The organism is Streptomyces sp. L-9-10 (assembly GCF_004151105.1).
GTDB lineage: Bacteria > Actinomycetota > Actinomycetes > Streptomycetales > Streptomycetaceae > Streptomyces.
The window spans coordinates 1-19,058 of the sequence record NZ_PHRF01000163.1 but is presented as its reverse complement, the minus strand read 5'-3'; the positions used below and the strand labels follow the sequence as shown (position 1 = coordinate 19,058).

The 19,058-nt window shown below is 69.9% G+C and carries 11 protein-coding genes and 1 pseudogene; 7 read left to right on the top strand and 5 right to left on the bottom strand.

Annotated features, from left to right (window positions below; genetic code table 11):
* Positions 1-2,110, bottom strand: a 2,110-nt coding sequence (locus CU044_RS35455) for a HAMP domain-containing protein (RefSeq protein ID WP_129772867.1), incomplete at its 3' end; no start/stop codon positions are given.
* A gap of 338 nt (positions 2,111-2,448) precedes the next feature.
* On the bottom strand, positions 2,449-5,055 hold the full coding sequence (locus CU044_RS35450) for a DUF4118 domain-containing protein (protein WP_129772866.1): 2,607 nt from the start codon (positions 5,053-5,055) through the stop codon (positions 2,449-2,451).
* Between the two features lie 670 nt (positions 5,056-5,725).
* On the opposite strand from CU044_RS35450, the gene CU044_RS35445 reads away from it, so the two are divergent.
* The 6 genes from CU044_RS35445 (at position 5,726) to CU044_RS35420 (ending at position 15,652) form a co-directional block, all read left to right on the top strand.
* On the top strand, positions 5,726-6,715 hold the full coding sequence (locus CU044_RS35445; protein WP_129772865.1) for an RlpA-like double-psi beta-barrel domain-containing protein: 990 nt from the start codon (positions 5,726-5,728) through the stop codon (positions 6,713-6,715).
* 304 nt (positions 6,716-7,019) lie between these two features.
* Positions 7,020-8,324 carry a sugar ABC transporter substrate-binding protein gene (locus tag CU044_RS35440; RefSeq protein ID WP_240046029.1) on the top strand — a complete coding sequence of 435 codons (1,305 nt, stop codon included), beginning with the start codon at positions 7,020-7,022 and terminating at the stop codon, positions 8,322-8,324.
* A gap of 70 nt (positions 8,325-8,394) precedes the next feature.
* A complete protein-coding gene (locus CU044_RS35435; RefSeq protein WP_240046028.1) occupies positions 8,395-9,372 on the top strand; it encodes a sugar ABC transporter permease in 978 nt (325 codons plus the stop codon).
* Positions 9,369-10,211 carry a carbohydrate ABC transporter permease gene (locus CU044_RS35430; protein WP_205124137.1) on the top strand — a complete coding sequence of 281 codons (843 nt, stop codon included), beginning with the start codon at positions 9,369-9,371 and terminating at the stop codon, positions 10,209-10,211. The genes CU044_RS35435 and CU044_RS35430 overlap by 4 nt, the downstream gene beginning before the upstream one ends.
* Before the next feature lie 73 nt (positions 10,212-10,284).
* Positions 10,285-14,619 (top strand): endo-alpha-N-acetylgalactosaminidase family protein, encoded by a 4,335-nt coding sequence (locus CU044_RS35425; RefSeq protein WP_129772863.1) that lies wholly within the window; start codon positions 10,285-10,287, stop codon positions 14,617-14,619.
* Between the two features lie 187 nt (positions 14,620-14,806).
* Entirely contained in the window at positions 14,807-15,652 is an 846-nt protein-coding gene (locus CU044_RS35420) for a helix-turn-helix domain-containing protein (RefSeq protein ID WP_240046030.1), read from the top strand.
* A 103-nt stretch (positions 15,653-15,755) separates the two neighbouring features.
* Here the strand turns inward: CU044_RS35420 and CU044_RS35415 are convergent, their stop codons facing one another.
* From CU044_RS35415 to CU044_RS35405, 3 genes are read right to left on the bottom strand one after another with little or no spacing between them, the layout of a single operon-like run.
* Entirely contained in the window at positions 15,756-16,589 is an 834-nt protein-coding gene (locus CU044_RS35415) for a class II fructose-bisphosphate aldolase (protein ID WP_129772861.1), read from the bottom strand.
* Between the two features lie 39 nt (positions 16,590-16,628).
* Positions 16,629-17,516 carry an SIS domain-containing protein gene (locus CU044_RS35410; protein WP_129772860.1) on the bottom strand — a complete coding sequence of 296 codons (888 nt, stop codon included), beginning with the start codon at positions 17,514-17,516 and terminating at the stop codon, positions 16,629-16,631.
* Positions 17,517-17,551: 35 nt separating this feature from the next.
* Complete coding sequence (locus CU044_RS35405) at positions 17,552-18,493, bottom strand: carbohydrate kinase family protein (RefSeq protein WP_129772859.1); 942 nt, start codon at positions 18,491-18,493, stop codon at positions 17,552-17,554.
* A 469-nt stretch (positions 18,494-18,962) separates the two neighbouring features.
* On the opposite strand from CU044_RS35405, the pseudogene CU044_RS35400 reads away from it, so the two are divergent.
* Positions 18,963-19,058: pseudogene (locus CU044_RS35400) on the top strand (response regulator transcription factor); the annotation flags it as partial.

Genomic DNA, 19,058 nt, shown 5'->3' with positions numbered 1-19,058 from the left:
CGGGGATGGCGAGGGCGGAGGCGGGCTGCCAGCTGACGACGGTCCAGCCGAGCGACTTGGCCGCTCCGCCGCCGGCGAAGGGGGCGGCCGCGGCGATCAGGATTCTGTCGCCGTCGCGGAAGAGCACTCCGCTGGGGCGTGTGCCGAGGCCGACCTTCTGGCCGGTGGCCTCGACCAGGGAGTCGAGCCTGCTGGAGGGCAGTTTCTGGAACGCGCGGTAGCCGGTGTTGGAGCCCACGGTCCGGCGCTCGGCGTCGACGATCCGTATCTGGCCGAGACCGGGCCGCTTGAGGAGCGAGTTGAGGAAGTCGACGCGGAACTCGCCGACCACCAGCGCGCCGTCCCGGCCGGGCAGTTCGGCGTATCCCGTGATCCGCGGCTCCTTCGAGCCCTCTCCGAGGACGGCGATGGGCTCGGTGCCGGTGCCGGTGCCGGTGCCGGTGCGGGTGCGCTTGTCGCCGGGGCGCCGCGGGTCGTCGCCCGCCTTGGCGAGGACCGAGCCGTCGGCGGAGAGCACGTACAGCGAGCGGTAGCGCGGATGCTCGGCCATGGTGCGTTCGAGGACCGTCGCCATATCCGCGGGTGCGGTCCGGTCGCCGATGAGGGTGGCGACGGAACGGAGGTCGGCGTGGCCCTCGTTGAGGGCGCGGCGTACCCGGTCGGTGACGGTGTCGGTACGGTCGCGCTGGTCGTTGACGAGCTGCTGCGGTACGACGGCGGTGTCCCCGGCGCGGTTGAGCAGCAGCATCATCGGGGCGGACCAGATCAGCAGCAGGATGCCGCCGCCGGCCAGCAGCGCGCGGGTGCCGACGCGCCGCCCATGGAGCCGCTTCCCGGTGTCCGTACGGCCCTTGCCCGTACTCGCACTCGTACGTGTGCCCGTACCTTTGCCCGTTCCGCCGCCGGGGGTGAGGCCGCCGAGCAGCTGGAGCCGGAGCCGTTCCAGCGCGTCGCCGATCCGCCGCGCCTCGCCGAACCGGGGCACGGTCACCGGCCGGGTGAGATCCCCGCGGGTGAGGCGGCGGCTCTCCACGACGAGCCGGAGCAGCGGGCGCTGGACCGTACCGAGCAGCAGGGCCACCGCGAGCGCCCCGATGACGAGCAGCGCGGCGGCGGACCAGAGGCCGAACAGCGGGTCGCCGGTCCGGCTGGTGTTCTCGGGGACGGTCACCATGGTGATCACGAAGAGGCCGAGCCCCGTGGCGTCGGTGCTCCCGCCCGTCTCGGGCGCCGCGAGTGTCGCGTACCCCGCGACCGGGCGCTCGCCGCCGATCAGCGTGGAGCCGGTCGTGGACCCGCTGACCCCGGGGTAGCCGCCGGAACCGGGTTCCCTTGTGGTGAGGGGGTTCTGCCCGGCTGTTCCGGCGGAGCGCTCCGCCAAGGCACGGAGTTGCTCCTCGGTCCGCCCCACCCCCACGTCGGGGGTGTCCGCGTCGTCCTCCTCGGGCGTCTGCGGGCCGTCGCTGCTGAGGACCGTACCGCCCGCGTCGGCCACGGCGATCGCCCGGAACTTGCCGAGGCTGACCCCGGGCACGTTCAGGCTGTTGGAGGTGATCAGCAACTGCTGGGGCAGACCGTCCCACGACAGCAGGGCGAGGATGAGCAGCCGGGTCTCACCGTTCTCCAGCCGGATCAGCCGGGGGGCGAGACTGCCCTCGTCGGAGAGGCTCTCCAGGTCGACGGCGAGGAGCGGGACGTTCTCGCCGCGCGCGGCGAGCAGTCGGCCGGACTTGATCTCGACGACGGACGAACCGCGCCACTTCTGGTAGACGCTGCCGAGCTTGTCGAGGACGGTGTCGGCGGTGACCGGGGCGCCCGCGTTGAAGAGGGACGCGGTCCGTTCGAGGTCGGTGATCGATTCGTCCAGTGAGGCGCGGAGCGCGATCGCGCCGTCCTCGGCGAAGTGCTGCTGTGAGATACGTACCGCCTCGGGGAGCGCCTCCGCGTCGCTCAGTCCCGGGGCGGTCCTGCCTAAGCCCAGGGCGGTGAGGCCGGACAGCACGAGGAGCAGTGCCGCGAGGACCGCAATGGGTGGGCGGACGCCCCCCAGGAGCGGCATACCGGCCCGTTCGCGGATCCTGTGCCACCGCTTCGCAGGCGAAATCACCATGAGTACCTCCCTCAGTCTGGTGTGGCCGGGGTGTGGTCGGGTGTGGCCGGCGCCGCGGCGTGCGACGCGGGCATGCGCGCGTGAACGTGCGGGAGCGTGCGCGCCAACGTCCTTGAGACTGCCGAGCGTTGGATGAGGCGCGCGGGGTTGGTGCACGTAGTATTTTGTACACCGTATGCAACGTTCTTTGAACGTGAAAAACCGCAATCCCCGCCGAGCCTGCCGACGGGTGGCTTGATAGCGGTGGTGACACCGAACGGGCGGGCGGGGGACACCCGAGACCCGGGGCGGCGTGTGTGCGCGGCGGGCCCGCGCTCGACGGGCCCGCGCGCGGCGGGTTATCCCGCCGTCGTGGCCGGCAGATCGCGGCCGGAGGCAGGCCGGCCGGGAGCCGCGGGGAGCGTGAGCACCATCGTGAGGCCGCCACCGGGGGTGTCCTCGGCTTCGAGCGTGCCGCCCATGGCCTCGGCGAAGCCGCGGGCGACCGCGAGGCCCAGGCCCACACCGTTGCCGCGCGGGGCGTCGCCGTAGCGTTGGAAGGGCGCGAAGACGCGGTTCTTGGCTTCGTCGGGGACGCCGGGACCGCGGTCGACGACACGTAGGTGCACGCGATCGGCGAGGGCACTGGCCGAGACCATGACCGGCTCGTCGGCGGGGCTGTAATGGACGGCGTTCTCCACGATGTTGGCGACCACCCGTTCCAGCAGCCCCTTGTCGGTGGCCACCATGGGCAGCGTCTCGGGAATCTCCAGGACGACGTTGACGTCCGGGGCCAAGATGCCGCCGAGCGCCGCGGGGACGACCTCGTCGAGGTCGATCTCGCGGATGAGCGGGGTGACCGTGCCCGTCTGGACGCGGGACATGTCGAGAAGGTTGTCCACGAGGTGACCGAGACGGTCGGTACCGCCCTCGATCGCCGCGAGGAGTTCGGCCCGGTCCTCCGCGGACCATTCCACGTCATCCGACCGGAGGGACGAGACCGAGGCCTTGATCCCGGACAGCGGGGTGCGCAGGTCGTGGCTCACGGCGGCGAGCAGCGCGGTGCGGATGCGGTTGCCCTCCGCCAGCTCCTTCGCCCGGCCGGCCTCGTGCTGGAGCCGCCTGTGGTCCACGACCACGGCGGCCTGCGCGGCGAAGGCGGCCAGTACGCGGCGGTCCGAGGCGGGCAGGACCCGGCCCGACAGCGCGAGTGCCATGTGGTCGCCGACCGGTACGCCCACATCCGCGTCCTCCGGGCGGCCGACCACCCGACGCGGGCCCGCACCACCCACGCTGCCCGCGCCGCTCTCGCTGTCCACACTGCCCGCGCTGTCCACACTGCCCGCGCAGGTCCAGGGAGAGACGTCGCTCTCGCGTTCCAGGAGCGCCACCGATTCCATGCCGAACGTCTCCCGGACCCGCTCCAGCAGCGCGTCAAGACTGGTTTCGCCACGCAGCACGCTGCCCGCGAGGAAGGAGAGGATCTCCGACTCGGCACGCAGCCGCGCCGCCTGCTGGGTGCGACGGGCGGCCAGGTCCACCACCGAGGCGACGGACACCGCCACGGCCACGAAGATGATCAACGCGAGGATGTTCTCCGGGTCGGCGATCGTGAGCCGGTGCACCGGCGGGGTGAAATACCAGTTGAGGAGCAGCGATCCGAACGCGGCCGAGGCGAGCGCCGGCGGCAGGCCGCCCAGCAGGGCCGCGGCCACGGTCAGTGTCAGGAACAGAAGCATGTCGTTCGCGAGGCCGAGCTGCGGGTCGACGTGGGTGAGCAGCAGGGTCAGCAGTACGGGGCCACCGATGCCGGCCAGCCAGCCCCAGACGGTTCGGGACCGGCCGAGCCGGGCGCCCCGTACGGCCGGCAGCCCGCGCCCCTTGCCGGCTTCGTCGTGGTTCACGAGGTGGACGTCCAGATCCCGGCCGGAATCGCGCGCCACCGTCGCACCGACGCCCGGCCCGAAGACGTACCGCCATCCGTTGCGCCGGGACACCCCGAGGACGGTCTGTGTGGCGTTCACCCCGCGCGCGAACTCCAGGAGGGCCGAGGAGACGTCGTCGCCGACGACATGGTGGAAGGTGCCGCCCAAGTCCTCCACCAGGGCGCGCTGGACGGCCAGTTCCTTGGGCGAGGCGGAGGTCAGCCCGTCACTCTTCGCGATGTGGACGGCCAGCACCTCGCCGCCCGCGCCCTTCTCCGCGAGACGTACCGCCCGGCGGATCAGCGTCCGCCCCTCCGGGCCGCCGGTCAGCCCGACCACGATCCGCTCGCGCGAGCTCCAGATCCTGGACACCTGGTGTGCGCTGCGGTACTCGTTCAGGTACTCGTCCACCCGGTCGGCGACCCACAGCAGCGCCAACTCCCGGAGCGCGGTGAGGTTCCCGGGGCGGAAGTAGTTCGACAGGGCCGCGTCGACCTTTTCGGGCCGGTAGATGTTCCCGTGCGCCATCCGGCGCCGCAGTGCGGGCGGGGACATGTCGACCAGCTCGATCTGGGCCGCGCGCCGCACCACCTCGTCCGGCACGGTCTCCTGCTGCCGGACGCCGGTGATCGACTCGACGACGTCGCCGAGTGACTCCAGGTGCTGGATGTTGACCGTCGAGATCACATCGATGCCGGCGGCCAGCAGTTCTTCGACGTCCTGCCAGCGCTTGGTGTTGCGCGAGCCGGGGATGTTCGTGTGGGGCAGCTCGTCGACCAGGGCCACCTGGGGGTGCCGGGCGAGGACGGCGTCGACGTCCATCTCGGTGAAGACGGTGCCGCGGTACTCCAGCTCCTTGCGCGGGATCTCCTCCAGGCCCTGGAGCATGACCTCGGTGCGCGGCCGGTCGTGGTGCTCCACGAACGCCACTACGCAGTCCGTGCCCCGCTCGGTACGGCGGTGTGCCTCGGACAGCATCGAGTAGGTCTTGCCCACGCCCGGTGCCGCACCGAGGTAGATCCGGAGTCTGCCGCGTGCCATCTTCTCGTCTCTCAGAACCTCTTCGGGAAGAATCGCGCCAGGGCGAGAGAGCCGAGCGGGCAGCCGGCGACGATCACCCTCACGACGTTCCCGGTACTCGACGGCGCTCAATTCCTTCGCCTTCCCGGCCGCTTCCGGTCCCGCGCCCGGCGGTCCCGCTGCGCTCACCGAAGCGGTTGTGCGCCCCCGCGCACACCCTTCTTGACGTATCCCTGGCGCCGGACACGGCAACACTGACGCCGACTTGACGTGCCCATGGCCGCCGCGCCCTCGGGCCGTCGCGTCCGTCCGCTTCTCTCCGGGGAACCGCAGGCCGGTGCGGAGTGCCAACTGCACAGGGCGCGTGAGCAGTTGGACAAACGGAATAAGAGGCACGGGGATCGCTTGTCATCCGGTGAATGGCTCCTTTAGCGTTCTGCCCGTGGGATCACTCCCCCTACCCTTTCCCGGAAAACTCGCGCGTGTCGCAACCGGCGTGTCAGTTACGTGAACCGGCTCAACCCCCACAATCCCGCAGGCAGGACCCCTCGCTCGTGGCCCACCCGATTTCTGACCGGAATCCCGGTGACCCATCGGCGGGCGGTGTCCCGACTTGCGCGGCGTCCTCGCCATGACCGGTGAGGATTCATTTCCCGGTCCGCATCCCTTTACCTTACGAAAGGTTGCTGTGGTGGAATCCCCCAATCCGAAGAAGAGGTTCAAGGCCCCTGTGCTGGGGCTGCTTTCCATGCTCGTACTGGGCTCGGCGGCTGCCGTGGGTGTCGTCATGCCCGCGTCGGCGACGGTGACCGATACCTATGCGGGTGTCGGCACCTGGTTCGACAAGGTGGGCGACGCGGGCGGTGCCTGTGGCGTTCCGCCGGCCGAGATCGAGAGCAAGAACTTCGTGGCGCTCAATGTGTGGGACATGCCGAACGATTTCGCCGGCAACCCTTCGCCGCGGCCCATTCCGGCGGACAAGTCCAGTATCAAGGGCATGTACGACAACGGTCTCAACTGCGGGCGCTGGGTGCAGATCAAGCTCAGCGACTTCTGCAGCGTGGCCAACGGAGGCGCGGCGGGAGAAGGAATTTGCAGGGGCGGCACCTGGAAGCCCGACAAGTACAACGGGGCGACCCTCAACGCCGTCGTCACGGACAGCTGCGGTGACGGCAACGAATGGTGCCGGTCCGACAGGAACCATCTCGATGTCTCGCGGTACGGGGTCGGGCAGTTCACGATGCCCGACGGGAAGCCGGCCGGTGATCTGATCGGTGCGGGAGCCTGGAACAACCGCAAGATCGACTGGTCGTTCATTCCGGCCCCGAACTACCAGGGCGACATCAAACTCGCCTTCGCCGAAGGGGCCGAGCAGTACTATGCCCCGCTGATCATCACCAATCTGCCCAACGGCATTCACGGCGTCGAGTACTTCGACGGCTCCACCTGGCGGCGCGCGCAGATGAACGGCGACAACGGCCAGCGCTACACCATCGAGGCGAACTCCCCGGCGAAGACGTCGTACACCATCCGCGTCATCGACGCGAACGACGAACTCCTCAACGGTGGCCGCGAATACACCTTCGGTCGTGCCGACTGCGCCCAGGGCAGCGGAAAGTGCGGCCCCAGCCAGAATTACAACCCGGTGACCTACACCACCAAGGCCGGCGCCGGCAGTTAGGAAAACCCGCGGCACACCCGGATTCACCGCTCGACAGCGGCGGGAGGGTGTCACGCCCCTGTGGCACTCTCCCGCCTTCCTTTTCGCGCGGGAGCGTACAGATGAAACTCTTGTCCAGGACTTTCGTCGAGGCGGCCACGGCCGCCCTGCTCTCCAATCCCCCGGTGACACCCGAACCTCTCACACGCTGACGGCCCGGCAGCTTCTCCCGACGTAAGTGCAAGCGATCCCGGACGTTTGTCCATGGTTCCGGCGTCGAAATCGCGCCACGGTAACCGGCATCACTTGCAGGAGAGGTAATTCCATGGGTAAGCGGTTCACGGGCGCGACAGCGGCGCTCCTCGGAATGGCGCTGATCAGCGGATGCGGCGGCGGCAGCGCGTCCGGTGGCGACGGCGGCGGGGGCGCCGGAGGGAAGAAGACGCTGGAGTTCTGGGGCTGGGCGCCGGGTTACGAGAAGTCGGCCGCGCTGTGGAACGCCACTCACCCGGACGTCCAGGTCTCGTTCAAGACCATCCCGGCGGGGGCCAAGGGCGGATACGAGAAGATGTTCTCCGCCGTCAAGGCGGGCAACGCGCCGTGTCTGGCGCAGGTGGGCTTCGAGTCCGTGCCGACGTTCCTGGCGGAGGGCGCGTTGGAGAACATCGCCCCCCATGTCGGCGACGCGGCAGGGGAGTTCTCCGACTTCGCCTGGAATCAGGTCTCCTACGGTGACCAGGTGGTCGGTATTCCGGTCGATGTGGGCCCGCAGGCACTGTTCTACCGCAAGGACGTGTTCGCGAAGTTCGGCATCGCACCGCCCACCACCTGGGCGGAGTTCAGGACGGCGGCGGAGAAGCTCCGCAAGGCCGATCCCTCGTACGCGCTCACGAACTTCTCCACGGAGAGCTACTGGTTCGGCGGGCTGGTGAGCCAGGCCGGCGGGCAGTGGTTCCGTACCACCGGCGACTCCTGGAAGGTGGGCTTCGACGGCCCCGAGAGCAAGAAGGTGGCCGGCTACTGGCAGGACCTCGTCGACCGCAAGCTGGTGACCACCGAGACCCCGTGGAGCCCGGAGTGGCTGAAGGGCCTGTCCAGTGGCAAGACGGCCGCCGCCGTCGGCGCGGTGTGGATGGCCGGAGTGCTGACGGAGAACGCCAAGGACAGCGCCGGAAAGTGGGCGGTCGCGCCCATGCCCCAGTGGGAGAAGGGCGGCAAGGCCGCGGGCAACGAGGGCGGCTCGACCACAGCCGTGGTCAAGGGGTGCGAGAACGCCAAGGAGGCGGCGGAGTTCGCCACATGGATGAGCACCGATCCCAAGAGCCTCGCCAACCTCATCACCGTCACCGGGATCTATCCGGCGGCGACGAGCGGGCGGGATCTCCCCGAGGCCAACAAGCCGGTGAAGTACTTCGGCGGCCAGAAGATCTATGACGTGTTCAACGAGGCCGCCGCGCGGACCGATCCCGACTGGAAGTGGGGACCCGTGATGACCCAGGCCGCCACCACCTTCCAGGACGCCTTCGGCAAGGCCGTCGGCGACGGGTCCTCGTTCTCCGGCACCCTCGACCTGGTCCAGGACAAGGTCGTCGCCGATTACCGGGCCAAGGGCCTGTCGATCGCCGACTGACACCGGCGGACGCGGGGTTCCGCACCCCGCGCTCCGCCTTCCCACCTGGCCTGGAAGGAGTCTCATGGTGGTGGCCACAGAACACACGACGGCCGGCGAACGGGCGACAGACCCGCCGCCGGCCCGGCAGGGGGCGGGAACCGGAACCAGCAAGGCTCCGGCGCCCGCGGCGAGACCGGGTGTGCGCCGGTCCCGTACCCGGGCGGGCGTGCTGCTGCTCGTACCGTTCCTCGCACTCTTCACCTGGGTGTACGTCCTGCCCATCGGATTCGCCCTGTACCAGAGCCTGTTCCGGCAGGAACGCTCGGGTCTCGGCCTGCAAGCTCCTGAGCGGGTGTTCGCCGGGCTCGACAACTACGGCCGTGTCCTGACGGACGACGCGGTCATCTCGGGCGTCGGACGGGTGCTCCTGTTCGGCGTCGTGCAGGTGCCCGTCATGCTCGGTCTCGCCCTGCTGCTCGCGCTGTTGCTGGACAGCGCGGTCGTCCGGTTCGCGGGCTTCTTCAAGCTCGCGTTCTTCCTGCCCTACGCGGTCCCCGGCGTCATCGCGGCGATCCTGTGGGCCTTTCTCTACCTGCCGTCCTTCAGCCCGTTGCGCGGCGCGCTCGACATCGACTTCCTCGCTCCGGGCACCGTGTTGTGGTCCACGGCCAACGTGGTCACCTGGTCATGGACGGGCTACAACATGATCATCATCTACACGGCGCTCCAGGCGGTGCCCCGGGAGCTGTACGAGGCCGCCCGCATGGACGGCGCCTCCCCCCTGCGCATCAATCTCAGCATCAAGATCCCGCTGGTCAGGCCCGCCATCGTGCTGACCGGGCTCTTCTCGCTCATCGGCTCGCTCCAGCTGTTCAACGAACCGTCCGTCATACGGACCATCACCACCAACGTGACCAGCACCTACACCCCCGCGATGGCCGCCTACCAGGCCGCCTTCGGCGCCAATGACTACCACTACGCCGCGGCCATCGCCGTACTCCTGGCGCTGACCACCTGCGTGCTGTCCTTCCTCTTCTTCAAGCTCACGGAACGGAGGGCACGATGAAGCGCGCGTCGCTGCCCGGCCAGGTCATCGCCACCTTCGGGATGTTCGTCGTCGGCGTCTACTTCCTGCTGCCGGTCTGGTGGCTGACGGTGTCGTCGACCAAATCCAGCTCCGCGCTGTTCGACGGCAACGCCTTCTGGTTCTCCGACCAGTTCTCCCTGCCCGAGAACATACGACAGGTCTTCGCCTGGCAGGACGGTGTGTTCGCCCGGTGGATGCTCAACAGCCTGCTCTACGCGGGCGGTGGCGCCCTGGCCGGAACACTCCTGGCCGCGGCGGCGGGCTTCGCCCTCGCCAAGCTTCCCTTCCGCGGCAGCGGCGGCCTCTTCACCGTCATCATCGCCGCACTCCTCATCCCGGCGCCGCTTCTCGCGCTTCCCCAGTACCTGCTGGCCTCCTCGGTCAGTCTCGACAACACCTTCTGGGCCGTGTTCATCCCGAGCGTGGTCAGCCCCTTCGGTGTGTATCTCGCCAAGGTCTACGCGGCGGACTCCGTCCCCGACGAACTGCTCGACGCGACACGGGTGGACGGCTCCGGTGAGATACGGGCGTTCTGGACGGTCGGACTGCGGCTCATGTCGCCCGCCCTGGTCACGATCTTCCTGTTCCAGTTCGTGGCCATCTGGAACAACTTCTTCCTGCCCCTGGTCATGCTCGCGGACAACAGCCTGTGGCCGGCCACGCTCGGGCTCTTCTTCTGGAACAGCGCGCAGAACCAGACCTTCTACCACCTGACCATCACGGGTTCGCTGATCTCCGTGCTCCCGCTGATCGTGGCCTTCCTCGGGCTCAACCGCTACTGGCGCTCGGGCCTCGCCGACGGAGCCGTGAAGGCGTAGCGCCCCCGCTCGCACCCCTGCCGATCAGTCCCTACCACGTCGAACAGTCCCTACAACCTTGCGGAGCAAGCACGTGAGACGCATCCCTGTCATCATCGCGATGGCGGTCGCCGTCGGCGGTCTGGGGGCCCCACCGGCCCCCGCCGCCGCGCCGGCCGTATCGGCCGCGTCCGTGTCATCGGCGGTCACGATCAGCTCGCCCGAGCTGGCCGTCGAGGTGGACCCGGACTTCCCCCGCGTCATCGGATACCTGACGCGCGACGGAGCACGACTCGACGGCCAGCCCCGGGCCATCGACCGATTGCAGATCAACGGCAAGGAGTACACGCCCGCGGTGAAGGCGACACCCGCCGCGGACCGGATCGACTACCGGATGACGGTGGACGAGCTGGACCTGACGGTCGTCGCCCGGCTCTCCGTCGCCGGCGGTGTGCTGACGTTCGAGGTCACCGGCATCGAGGAACGCGGCAGCGCCGAGGTCACCACGCTGGCGATCCCGGACCAGTCCATCGTCTCCGGAAAGCCCGGCGAGCAGCTCACCTCGGTCCGGACGCGCAGCACCTATCAGGGCGCCGGAGACAAGTGGGACACGTATCAGCCCGTCTCCGACGCCAAGACCGACGAGACACCGCAGAAGACCAATGTGGCCATCGTCAACTCCTCGCGCGCCGCGGCGGCCGTCTGGTCCTCCTCCATCAGTACCTTCGGGCCGCTGCTGCGCCAGACCACCGGCACCGGTGCCGACAAGCGCTCCGGTGTCTGGAGCAACACCTGGACCTACCGGGGCCCCGACGGCGAGAAGGTCGTCCCGCCCGCGCTGAAGGTCGCGGTGACCGGCGAGAGCAATGACGACGGCCGGGTCGACTGGCAGGACGGCGCGATCGCCTACCGGAAGATCGCCCCGAAGCCCAAGGGCGGCGAGGACGTCGCGAACACACCCGTGAGCTACATCTCCATGAACTTCATGAGCGGCGCTCAGAACCCCTTCCTGCGCGCGCTCGACAACGTGAAGAAGGGATACCTCGCCACCGACGGGCTCGGCCAGTCGATCCAGCTCAAGGGGTACGGAGGCGAGGGCCACGACTCCTCCCACCCCGACTACGCCGGCCACTACAACAACCGCGCGGGCGGCCTCAAGGACCTCAACACGCTGGCGAACAGCGCCGGCAAGTACGGGGCCAAGATCGGCGTGCACGTCTCGCAGGAGGGCCAGCTGCTGGAGTCCAAGGCGTTCCGCTGGGACCGTCTCGACTCCACCAAGCCGTGTTATTTCTGGTCGGACGCACACTACTGTTTCAACAAGTCCAAGGACCTCTCAGGACCGCACGCCGAGCGTGTGAAGCAGCTGAAGAAGGAGGTCCCCGGCCTCGATTTCGTCTACAACGACGCGTTCTTCGGTGAGGACTGGGACGCCTGGAAGCTCGCCAAGAACTACAACGACAACGGCCTGGCCCTGCACACCGAGTGGCCGTCCTACCTCTGGCCCTACGTCACTTGGTACCACCAGTCCGCCGACTATCCCGACAACGGCGTCAACAGCGACATCCTCCGCTTCGTCTACAACGGGTTCACGGACGCCTGGGTGCAGAAGGGCAACGAGCTGCTGGGCGGAGTGAACAGTGACGGCATAGGCGACTGGCACGGCGAACACGACGTCAACCGGTGGCTGGAGACCGTCTACTCTCGGAACCTGCCCACCAAGTATCTGCAGAACTTCGAGATCACCAACTGGTCCGACGACAAGATCGGCCTGTCCGGCGGCGTCACGACCGCCAAGGTCGATGGCAAGGTCCGCTACACGCAGGACGGGCGCACCGTGCTCGACGGCGACGCCTACCTGCTGCCCTGGCCCGCGTCGACGTCCGAGAAGTCCGAGAAGGCGTACCACTGGAACGCGGACGGCGGTACCACCAGCTGGAAGGTTCCCCCCTCCTGGCGTCAGAACGGCAGCTACGACCTGTACCGGCTCAGCGACACGGGCCGGAAGAGCCTCGGCAAGGTCGAGGTCCGCGACGGTACGGTCAAGCTCACCGCCGAGGCCAAGACCCCCTACCTGCTGGTCCCGCCGAAGCAGAAGCAGACTCTCCGGAAGGTGACCTTCGGCGAGGGCGGCCCGCTGGCCAACCCCTCCTTCACCAGCGGTGATCTGACGGGCTGGAAGGGCACCAACGCCAAGGTCGGGCGTGACGGCCGCGGCTGGCCCGAGCTGCGCCTCTCCGGCACGGGCCAGGCCACCCAGCGGAGCGACAAGCTGGCCGCCGGCACCTACACGGCCGCCGTATGGACGACGACCGCCCCCGGCCGGCGCGCCGCACTGCGTGTCAACGGCAGGGAGACCTGGATCGACACCACACCCCCGGCGTTGAAGGACGCGGACAGTCATCTGTCGGGCATGCCCTACCAGAAGCTCAAGGTCGTCTTCACCGTCGGCGAGGACGGCCGCGCGGACGTGAAGCTGTCGGCGGGCCCGGGGGAGGGCTCCACCGCGTTCACCGACGTACGGATCGTCCGTACCGACGGAGCCACGCCCACCCAGTTCACCGAGAACTTCGAGGCGGTGGACCAGGGGTTCGGCCCCTTCATCCAGACGCAGGAAGGCGAGGCCGGAATCCATCTGGCCGAGGCCAACCCCGGCTACACCCGGGACGCGCTGCGGGACTCGTTCTCCCTGAAGATCGCCGAGAAGAACACCGGAGTGAAGCTCCAGACCTGGCCGGGCAGCATGCGCTTCCAGCCGGGCCGCGCCTACCGCGTACGGTTCGACTACGCGGCGGACAGCGCGGACACCTTCGAGTTCCTCGTACGCTCCGGCGAGAAGCCGGTGGTCACCGAGCCGCTGCGGGCCACCACCGACCGGTCGCTGGACAGCCCGCCCCCGGCCGGTGACCCCAAGCCGTCGGGCTGGACGGACTCCCTGCCACCCCAGGGCCCGGCTCCGGTCCGGAGCGCGGACCTGGCGTTCACCACCGGCGGCTGCGCCGGGGTGAATCTCGCACTGGGCCAGATCTCCGAAGGCAAGGGCGGCGACTTCCCCCCGTCGATGTCCTTCGACAATCTCATGGTGGAAGACCTCGGCAAGGCCGCGGGCTCCGAGTGCGGCGCGCCGACCTCGGTGTCCTTCGCGCCCGACGAGGTGGCCCCCGGGGGAGCCACGGAGGCCACGGTCACCGTCGAGAACCGCAGTGGTGAGCCGATGACCGGTGTGAAGGTCGATCTGACGGTCCCCGAGGGCTGGCAGGCCACCGCCGGCACGCCCACCACGATCGACAGCGTTCCGGCGCACGGCAAGAACACCGTCACCTATCGGGTCACGCCCGCCGCGAACGCCAAGAACGGTGTGGTGCGCACGGCGGCCTCGTACACCTGGAACGGGACGAAGCTGCGGACGAGCGCCGAAGCCGACGTCCCCGTCGTCCATCCGGGACTGACCGAGGCGTTCGACACCGTCGGTACGACCGACACCGCCACCGTCGGGCAGGGCGGACTCGACGACAAGGGCCGCAGTTTCGACCGTTCCGCTCTGGAGGCGGCCGGTCTCACACCCGGTGGCAAGAAGACCGTGGACAACATGGAGTTCACCTGGCCGGACACACGGCCCGGCGAGAAGGACAATGTCTCGGCCAGGGGACAGACGATACGGACCACCGCCAAGGGCGTGCTCGGCGTGCTGGGTACGGCCACTGCCGGATCGGCCGGAGACCTGGTCGTCCGGTACACCGACGGGACCACCTCGACGGCCCAGCTCGGGCTGCCCGCCTGGACGTCCACGGACCGAGGGGCCTACGGAGCGCGCGCGGTCGCCACAACGAAGGTGAGGAACTCGCCCGACGGTCCGCAGAACGGCGACTCCACCGTCTTCTACAACAGTGTGCCGCTCGACCCGGGCAAGACGGTCAGGTCCATCACCCTGCCGACCGAGGCGAATCTCCATGTGTTCGCCCTCTCGTCCCGTGACTACGTCACCTCGCCCAAGGCCGACGTCTACGCGAGCGATCTCGCCTGGAAGAGCGCGACCAGCGCCTGGGGGCCCGTCGAACGCGACCACGCCATCGGGGAGGACAAGGCCAACGACGGCGACGCCATCCGGATCAACGGCGACGTCTACGAGAAGGGCCTGGGCGCGCACGCGCCCTCGGAGGCGGTGTACGACCTCGGCGGCGGCTGCTCCAGGTTCACGGCCAGAATCGGCCTGGACGACAAGTCCGGTTACGGCACCGTGGGGTTCTCCGTGATCGCCGACGGTAAGACGCTCTACACCAGCCCTCTGGTGGACCGCACCACCAAGACCATCGACCTCGACCTCGAACTCGGTGGCGCCAAGGAGGTCGAGCTCGTCACCACGGACGGAGGAGACGGCAACTCCAGCGATCACAGTGCCTGGGGTGACGCGATGTTCCGCTGCGGCTGACGCCTGAGACTTCGCCCCGCCGATCAGCTGACCGGCGGGGCGAAGTGCTGTGATGAATCCGGTGCGGGCGGGGAACGAAACCTTACGTTCTCCGAAGCCCCCGTGCGGAACCGTTCGGGATCGCACCTGCCGGGAACACGACGCACCCCGGCCGCACATGGATCGGGCAAAGGGGACTGCCGTGGCACTGCCGTACCTGCAATGGATGCACTACCTCACGCCCGGCCCCACACACCGCAGGCTCGGTCTGATGTGTCTCGGTGTGGGCCACCAGGACGGCCGGCTGCCCACCGTGGGCCCCCGAACGCTCCCGCACCACGTCGCCGTTGTCGTCTCCCGGGGCTCCGGCTGGTTCCGTACGGCGGACGGGCCCACGATCGCCGTGGTGGCGCCGGCGGTGCTCTGGCTCCGCCCCCACGTGGTGCACCACTACGGGGTCAACGACCCGGGATGGACCGAGTGGTTCATCGACTTCACCGGTCAGGCCACCGAGGCGTACGAGGCGCTCGGCTTCATCGAAACCGACACACCGGTCTCGGCCCTGACGAACGCCGAGCCCGCGGTACGCGCCATCAGCAGGGTGGCCCAGGCGTGCCGCAGGGGAAGCCCGTACCTGGAGACCGAGACGTCGGCGCTCGTCCACGAGGTCCTGCTCGCCCTTCGCCGGGAGCGGGCCGACGAGTCCTCACGGTACGGAATGGTGCTCTCCGGCCTGACGCGTGACGCCTGTCTGGCCGTCTCGATCGCCGAGCACGCGAGGCGTCTTGGCGTGTCGGTCGCCGAACTGCGCGAGGTGGTAAGGCGCTTGGCCGGCTCCACACCGAAGGACTTCGTGATGACGATCCGTCTCGGCAGGGCCAAGGAAATGCTGGCCACGACGGATCTGCCGGTCTCGTCCATCGCGCGCCGCGTCGGCTACGACGATCCCGCCTACTTCACCCGCGTCTTCAACCGCCGGGTGGGCCTTTCGCCCAGTGGCTTCCGCGACCAGCACCAGCGTGGCTTCCTCGTGCGGGACGGCGAGCAGGTGTGAGGAGGCCGGCCGCGCGTAGGGACCGGCGCGGCCGGCGGATACGGCTGAGCGGTCGTCGGCCACGTCAGCCACGTCAGCCACGGCTCAGTGGCGTGGGCAGGGGTCAGGACGCGGCGGCGCCCAGCCGTCGCAGCAGACGGGCCACTTCAGCGGCCATGGCCTCGCGGGCCGGCCCGAGGTAGCGGCGCGGGTCGACCACGGCGGGCCCGGTGCCGAGCGCCGCCCGAACCGCCCCCGTGAAGACCGTGTTGAGATGGGTCGACATATTGATCTTCTTCATTCCGGCGCGCACGGCCCCCGCGAGTGTCGCGTCATCGGCCCCTGACGAGCCGTGCAGCACCAGCGGCACCGGTACGGCGGTGTGCAGCGCGCGGACGAGGTCCAGATCGACCGCGGCGGTCCGCTCGGTCATCTGATGGGATGTGCCGACCGCGACGGCCAGGGCGTCGACCCCGGTATCGGCGACGAACCGCGCCGCCTCGGCAGGATCGGTGCGGACACCCGGCGCGTGCGCGCCGTTCTTGCCGCCGATCTCACCCAGCTCCGCCTCGACGAACACACCGCGTTCATGGCACCACCGGGCGACCTCCCGGGTGAGGGCCACGTTCCGCTCCCAGGGCAGCCGCGCCCCGTCGTACATGACGGACGTGAAGCCGCACGCCACGGCCTCCTCGATGAGCTCGACCCGGGTGGCATGGTCCAGATGGAGTGCCACGGGTACCCGCGCGGCGTCGGCGGCCGCGCGGGCCGCCGCGGCCAGCGGCGCGAGCGCGCCGCGGTAGGCCACGGCGTTCTCGCTGATCTGCGCGATCACCGGCAGCCCGGCACGCTCGGCGCCGTCGACGACCGCTTCGAGCTGCTCGATGAGCACGACGTTGAAGGCGCACGCCGCGAGTGGCGTGGCGTCGAGAACCCGCTGGGTGGGAGTGAGGGGCATGAGACACGTCCTGACCGGGAGAGGGGGGTTCGGGGGGGTTCAGCCGAGGGGGTCGAGAACGACCGAGCGCGCGAGATGGGCGGGCCGGTCGGGATCCCGGCCGGTGGCCTCGGCGAGACGGACCGCGAGTCTCTGCGCGAGGACCAGTTCGGCCAGCGGGTCCAGCCGCGGGCGGCGTACGTACGCCCCGGTGGCCGCGACCCGGCGGGCGAGCGAGTCCGGCACGGGGGCGAGGCTCCACACGGCCCGGCCCCGGCGGGCCACGGTCATGGGGCCGTGCCGGTACTCCATGGCGGAGTACGACTCCGTCCAGTGGGCCGCGGTCCCGCGCACCTTCAGCGCCGCCTCGTGGGCGATGCCCATGCTCCAGTCGGCACCGAGGAAGGTGATCTGGCCGGCCCGGACCAGCTCGCCGGGCAGCGGAGCGCTGAGCGCGGTGGTCACATCGGCGAGCGCGCGAGCGGTGGGCAGGCCGAGGTGGGCACGCAGCAGCATCAGTTCGGTGGTGGGGAACCGTGTCTGCACCACGGACCGTTCGCCGGCGTAGTCCAGGCAGATCACGTCATGGGCCAGGGCCGCCGCCGGGGAGTCGGCGACGGCCGTGATCGTGGTGATACGCGCCCCGGCTCCGGCGCCCTTGAGCGCCGACAGGACCTCGGTGGTGGTGCCCGACCGGCTCAGGGCGAGGATCCGGTGGTAGGGCCGGAGCAGCTTCGCCTCGGACGCCGGATAGATGTCGGTGGTGCCGTGACCGGCGCCTTCGCGCAGCCGCGCGTAGGCCTGGGCCATGAACAGCGAGGTACCGCAGCCGATGACCGCGACCCGCTCGCCCGGGGCGGGCAACGCCGGTGCGTGGAGCGGCAGTTCGCGTATCACGCGCTCCCAGCACTCCGGCTGGGTGGCGATCTCGTCGCTGGTGTGGGACATGGTTCTCCCTGGGGGTCGGGCGCGGGGAGCACCGCTCAGCGAGCGGTGAGGTGGGCCAGGGCTTCTGTCCAGGTGGGCTGTGCGGTGGCGCCGCCGCGGCCCCGGGTCGACAGCGCTCCGCACACGGCCGCGATGCCGAGCGCGTCGGCGGGCGGCCGGCCCGCCAGCCGAGCGGCGATGAATCCGGCGTTGAAGCTGTCGCCCGCGCCGATGGAGTCCTGCGGCGTCACACGGATCCCGGCCGTGGCGAGCAGTGTGTCGCCGTCATGGCACAGGGCGCCCTCCGCCCCGTTCTTGACGGCGACCAACGGGCCCTGCCGCGCGAGGAGTTCCGCCGCCGTCCTGACGCAGGCGCCGTCGGTGCCGGCCAGCCGGCCCGCCTCGTAGGCGTCGGGCAGCAGGAGGTCGGTACCGGCGAGGACGGGCGCGAGCGCGGTGTGATCCCATCCGCCCGAGGGGTCGTCGTTGGTGTCGAGAGAGGTCGTCACACCGGCCGCCTGCGCGGTCCCGAACAGCTGCGGCAGATCCGCCGCCAGTTTCGGCATGAGGAAGAAGGAGGCGGTGTGGACATGCCCCGACGTGGTCAGCAGCCGTTCGGGCACGTCGTACCCGGTGGTGGCGGCCAGTACGCCGGGCGCGGTGACCATGGCCCGGTCGCCTCCCCGGGTCACGACCACGGTGAGCGGCGTGGGCAGTGTGTCGTCCACGCGCAGCGCGTGGGTGTTCACACCGTGGGCCGCGAGCCGGTCGCGGACGTAGGCGCCGGCGTCGTCGTCGCCGACACGGCCGGCGAAGGCCACACGCAGCCCCAGCCGGGCGGCGCCGCAGGCGGTGATGGCCGCGGACCCGCCGAGAGTGAGGGTGCCGCCGTCGACGAGCTGTTCGCGCCGGCCGAAGGCGAGCGGTGCGTCGAGCGGATCGAGGATGACGTGCGGGTTGGCGTCCCCGATGACAAGCAGGTCGAAGGTTGGCGGCATACGGCTCCCTGTGGAGGCGGGGCGGGCGGAGGCGAGCGACCCCGGGGCGCGGCGGCCGTCCCGCGGCCCCGCGTCACCCCCGGGCGCGGTGTCGCGTACCACTGCCGACGAGTGGTCCACGTCGGTACGACAGGGAGTAAATCGGCCGCATTTGGTCACGTCAACGGCCGAAAGCCGCCCAATTGTCATTTGTGCAAGCGTGTGAACTCAGAAGTGAAAGCACACGCCGGAGCCCACCGCCTGTCGGTGCCGGGCGGGGCTGAGCAGGGCGGGCGGGGCGGCGCTTGGCGCGGCCGTGACCGCCGGATACGCTCTTTGCCGGAACCGGCCGAACGCGATCCCGCTCGCGGCGCCGGTCGGGGGGATCGCCGCGAAGTGGTGATCGGCACGATCGCCGGAGTGTGTGTATCCAGCGCTACGAGTCGCGCGCACGCCCCCGACCGCGGCGCCGGCGGAGGAGGACGGAGACGTGCGCGTACTCGTCGTGGAGGACGAGCCGCTGATGGGGCGGGCTCTGGTGGCGGGGTTGCGCCGCGAGGCGATGGCGGTGGACCTGGTGACCGAT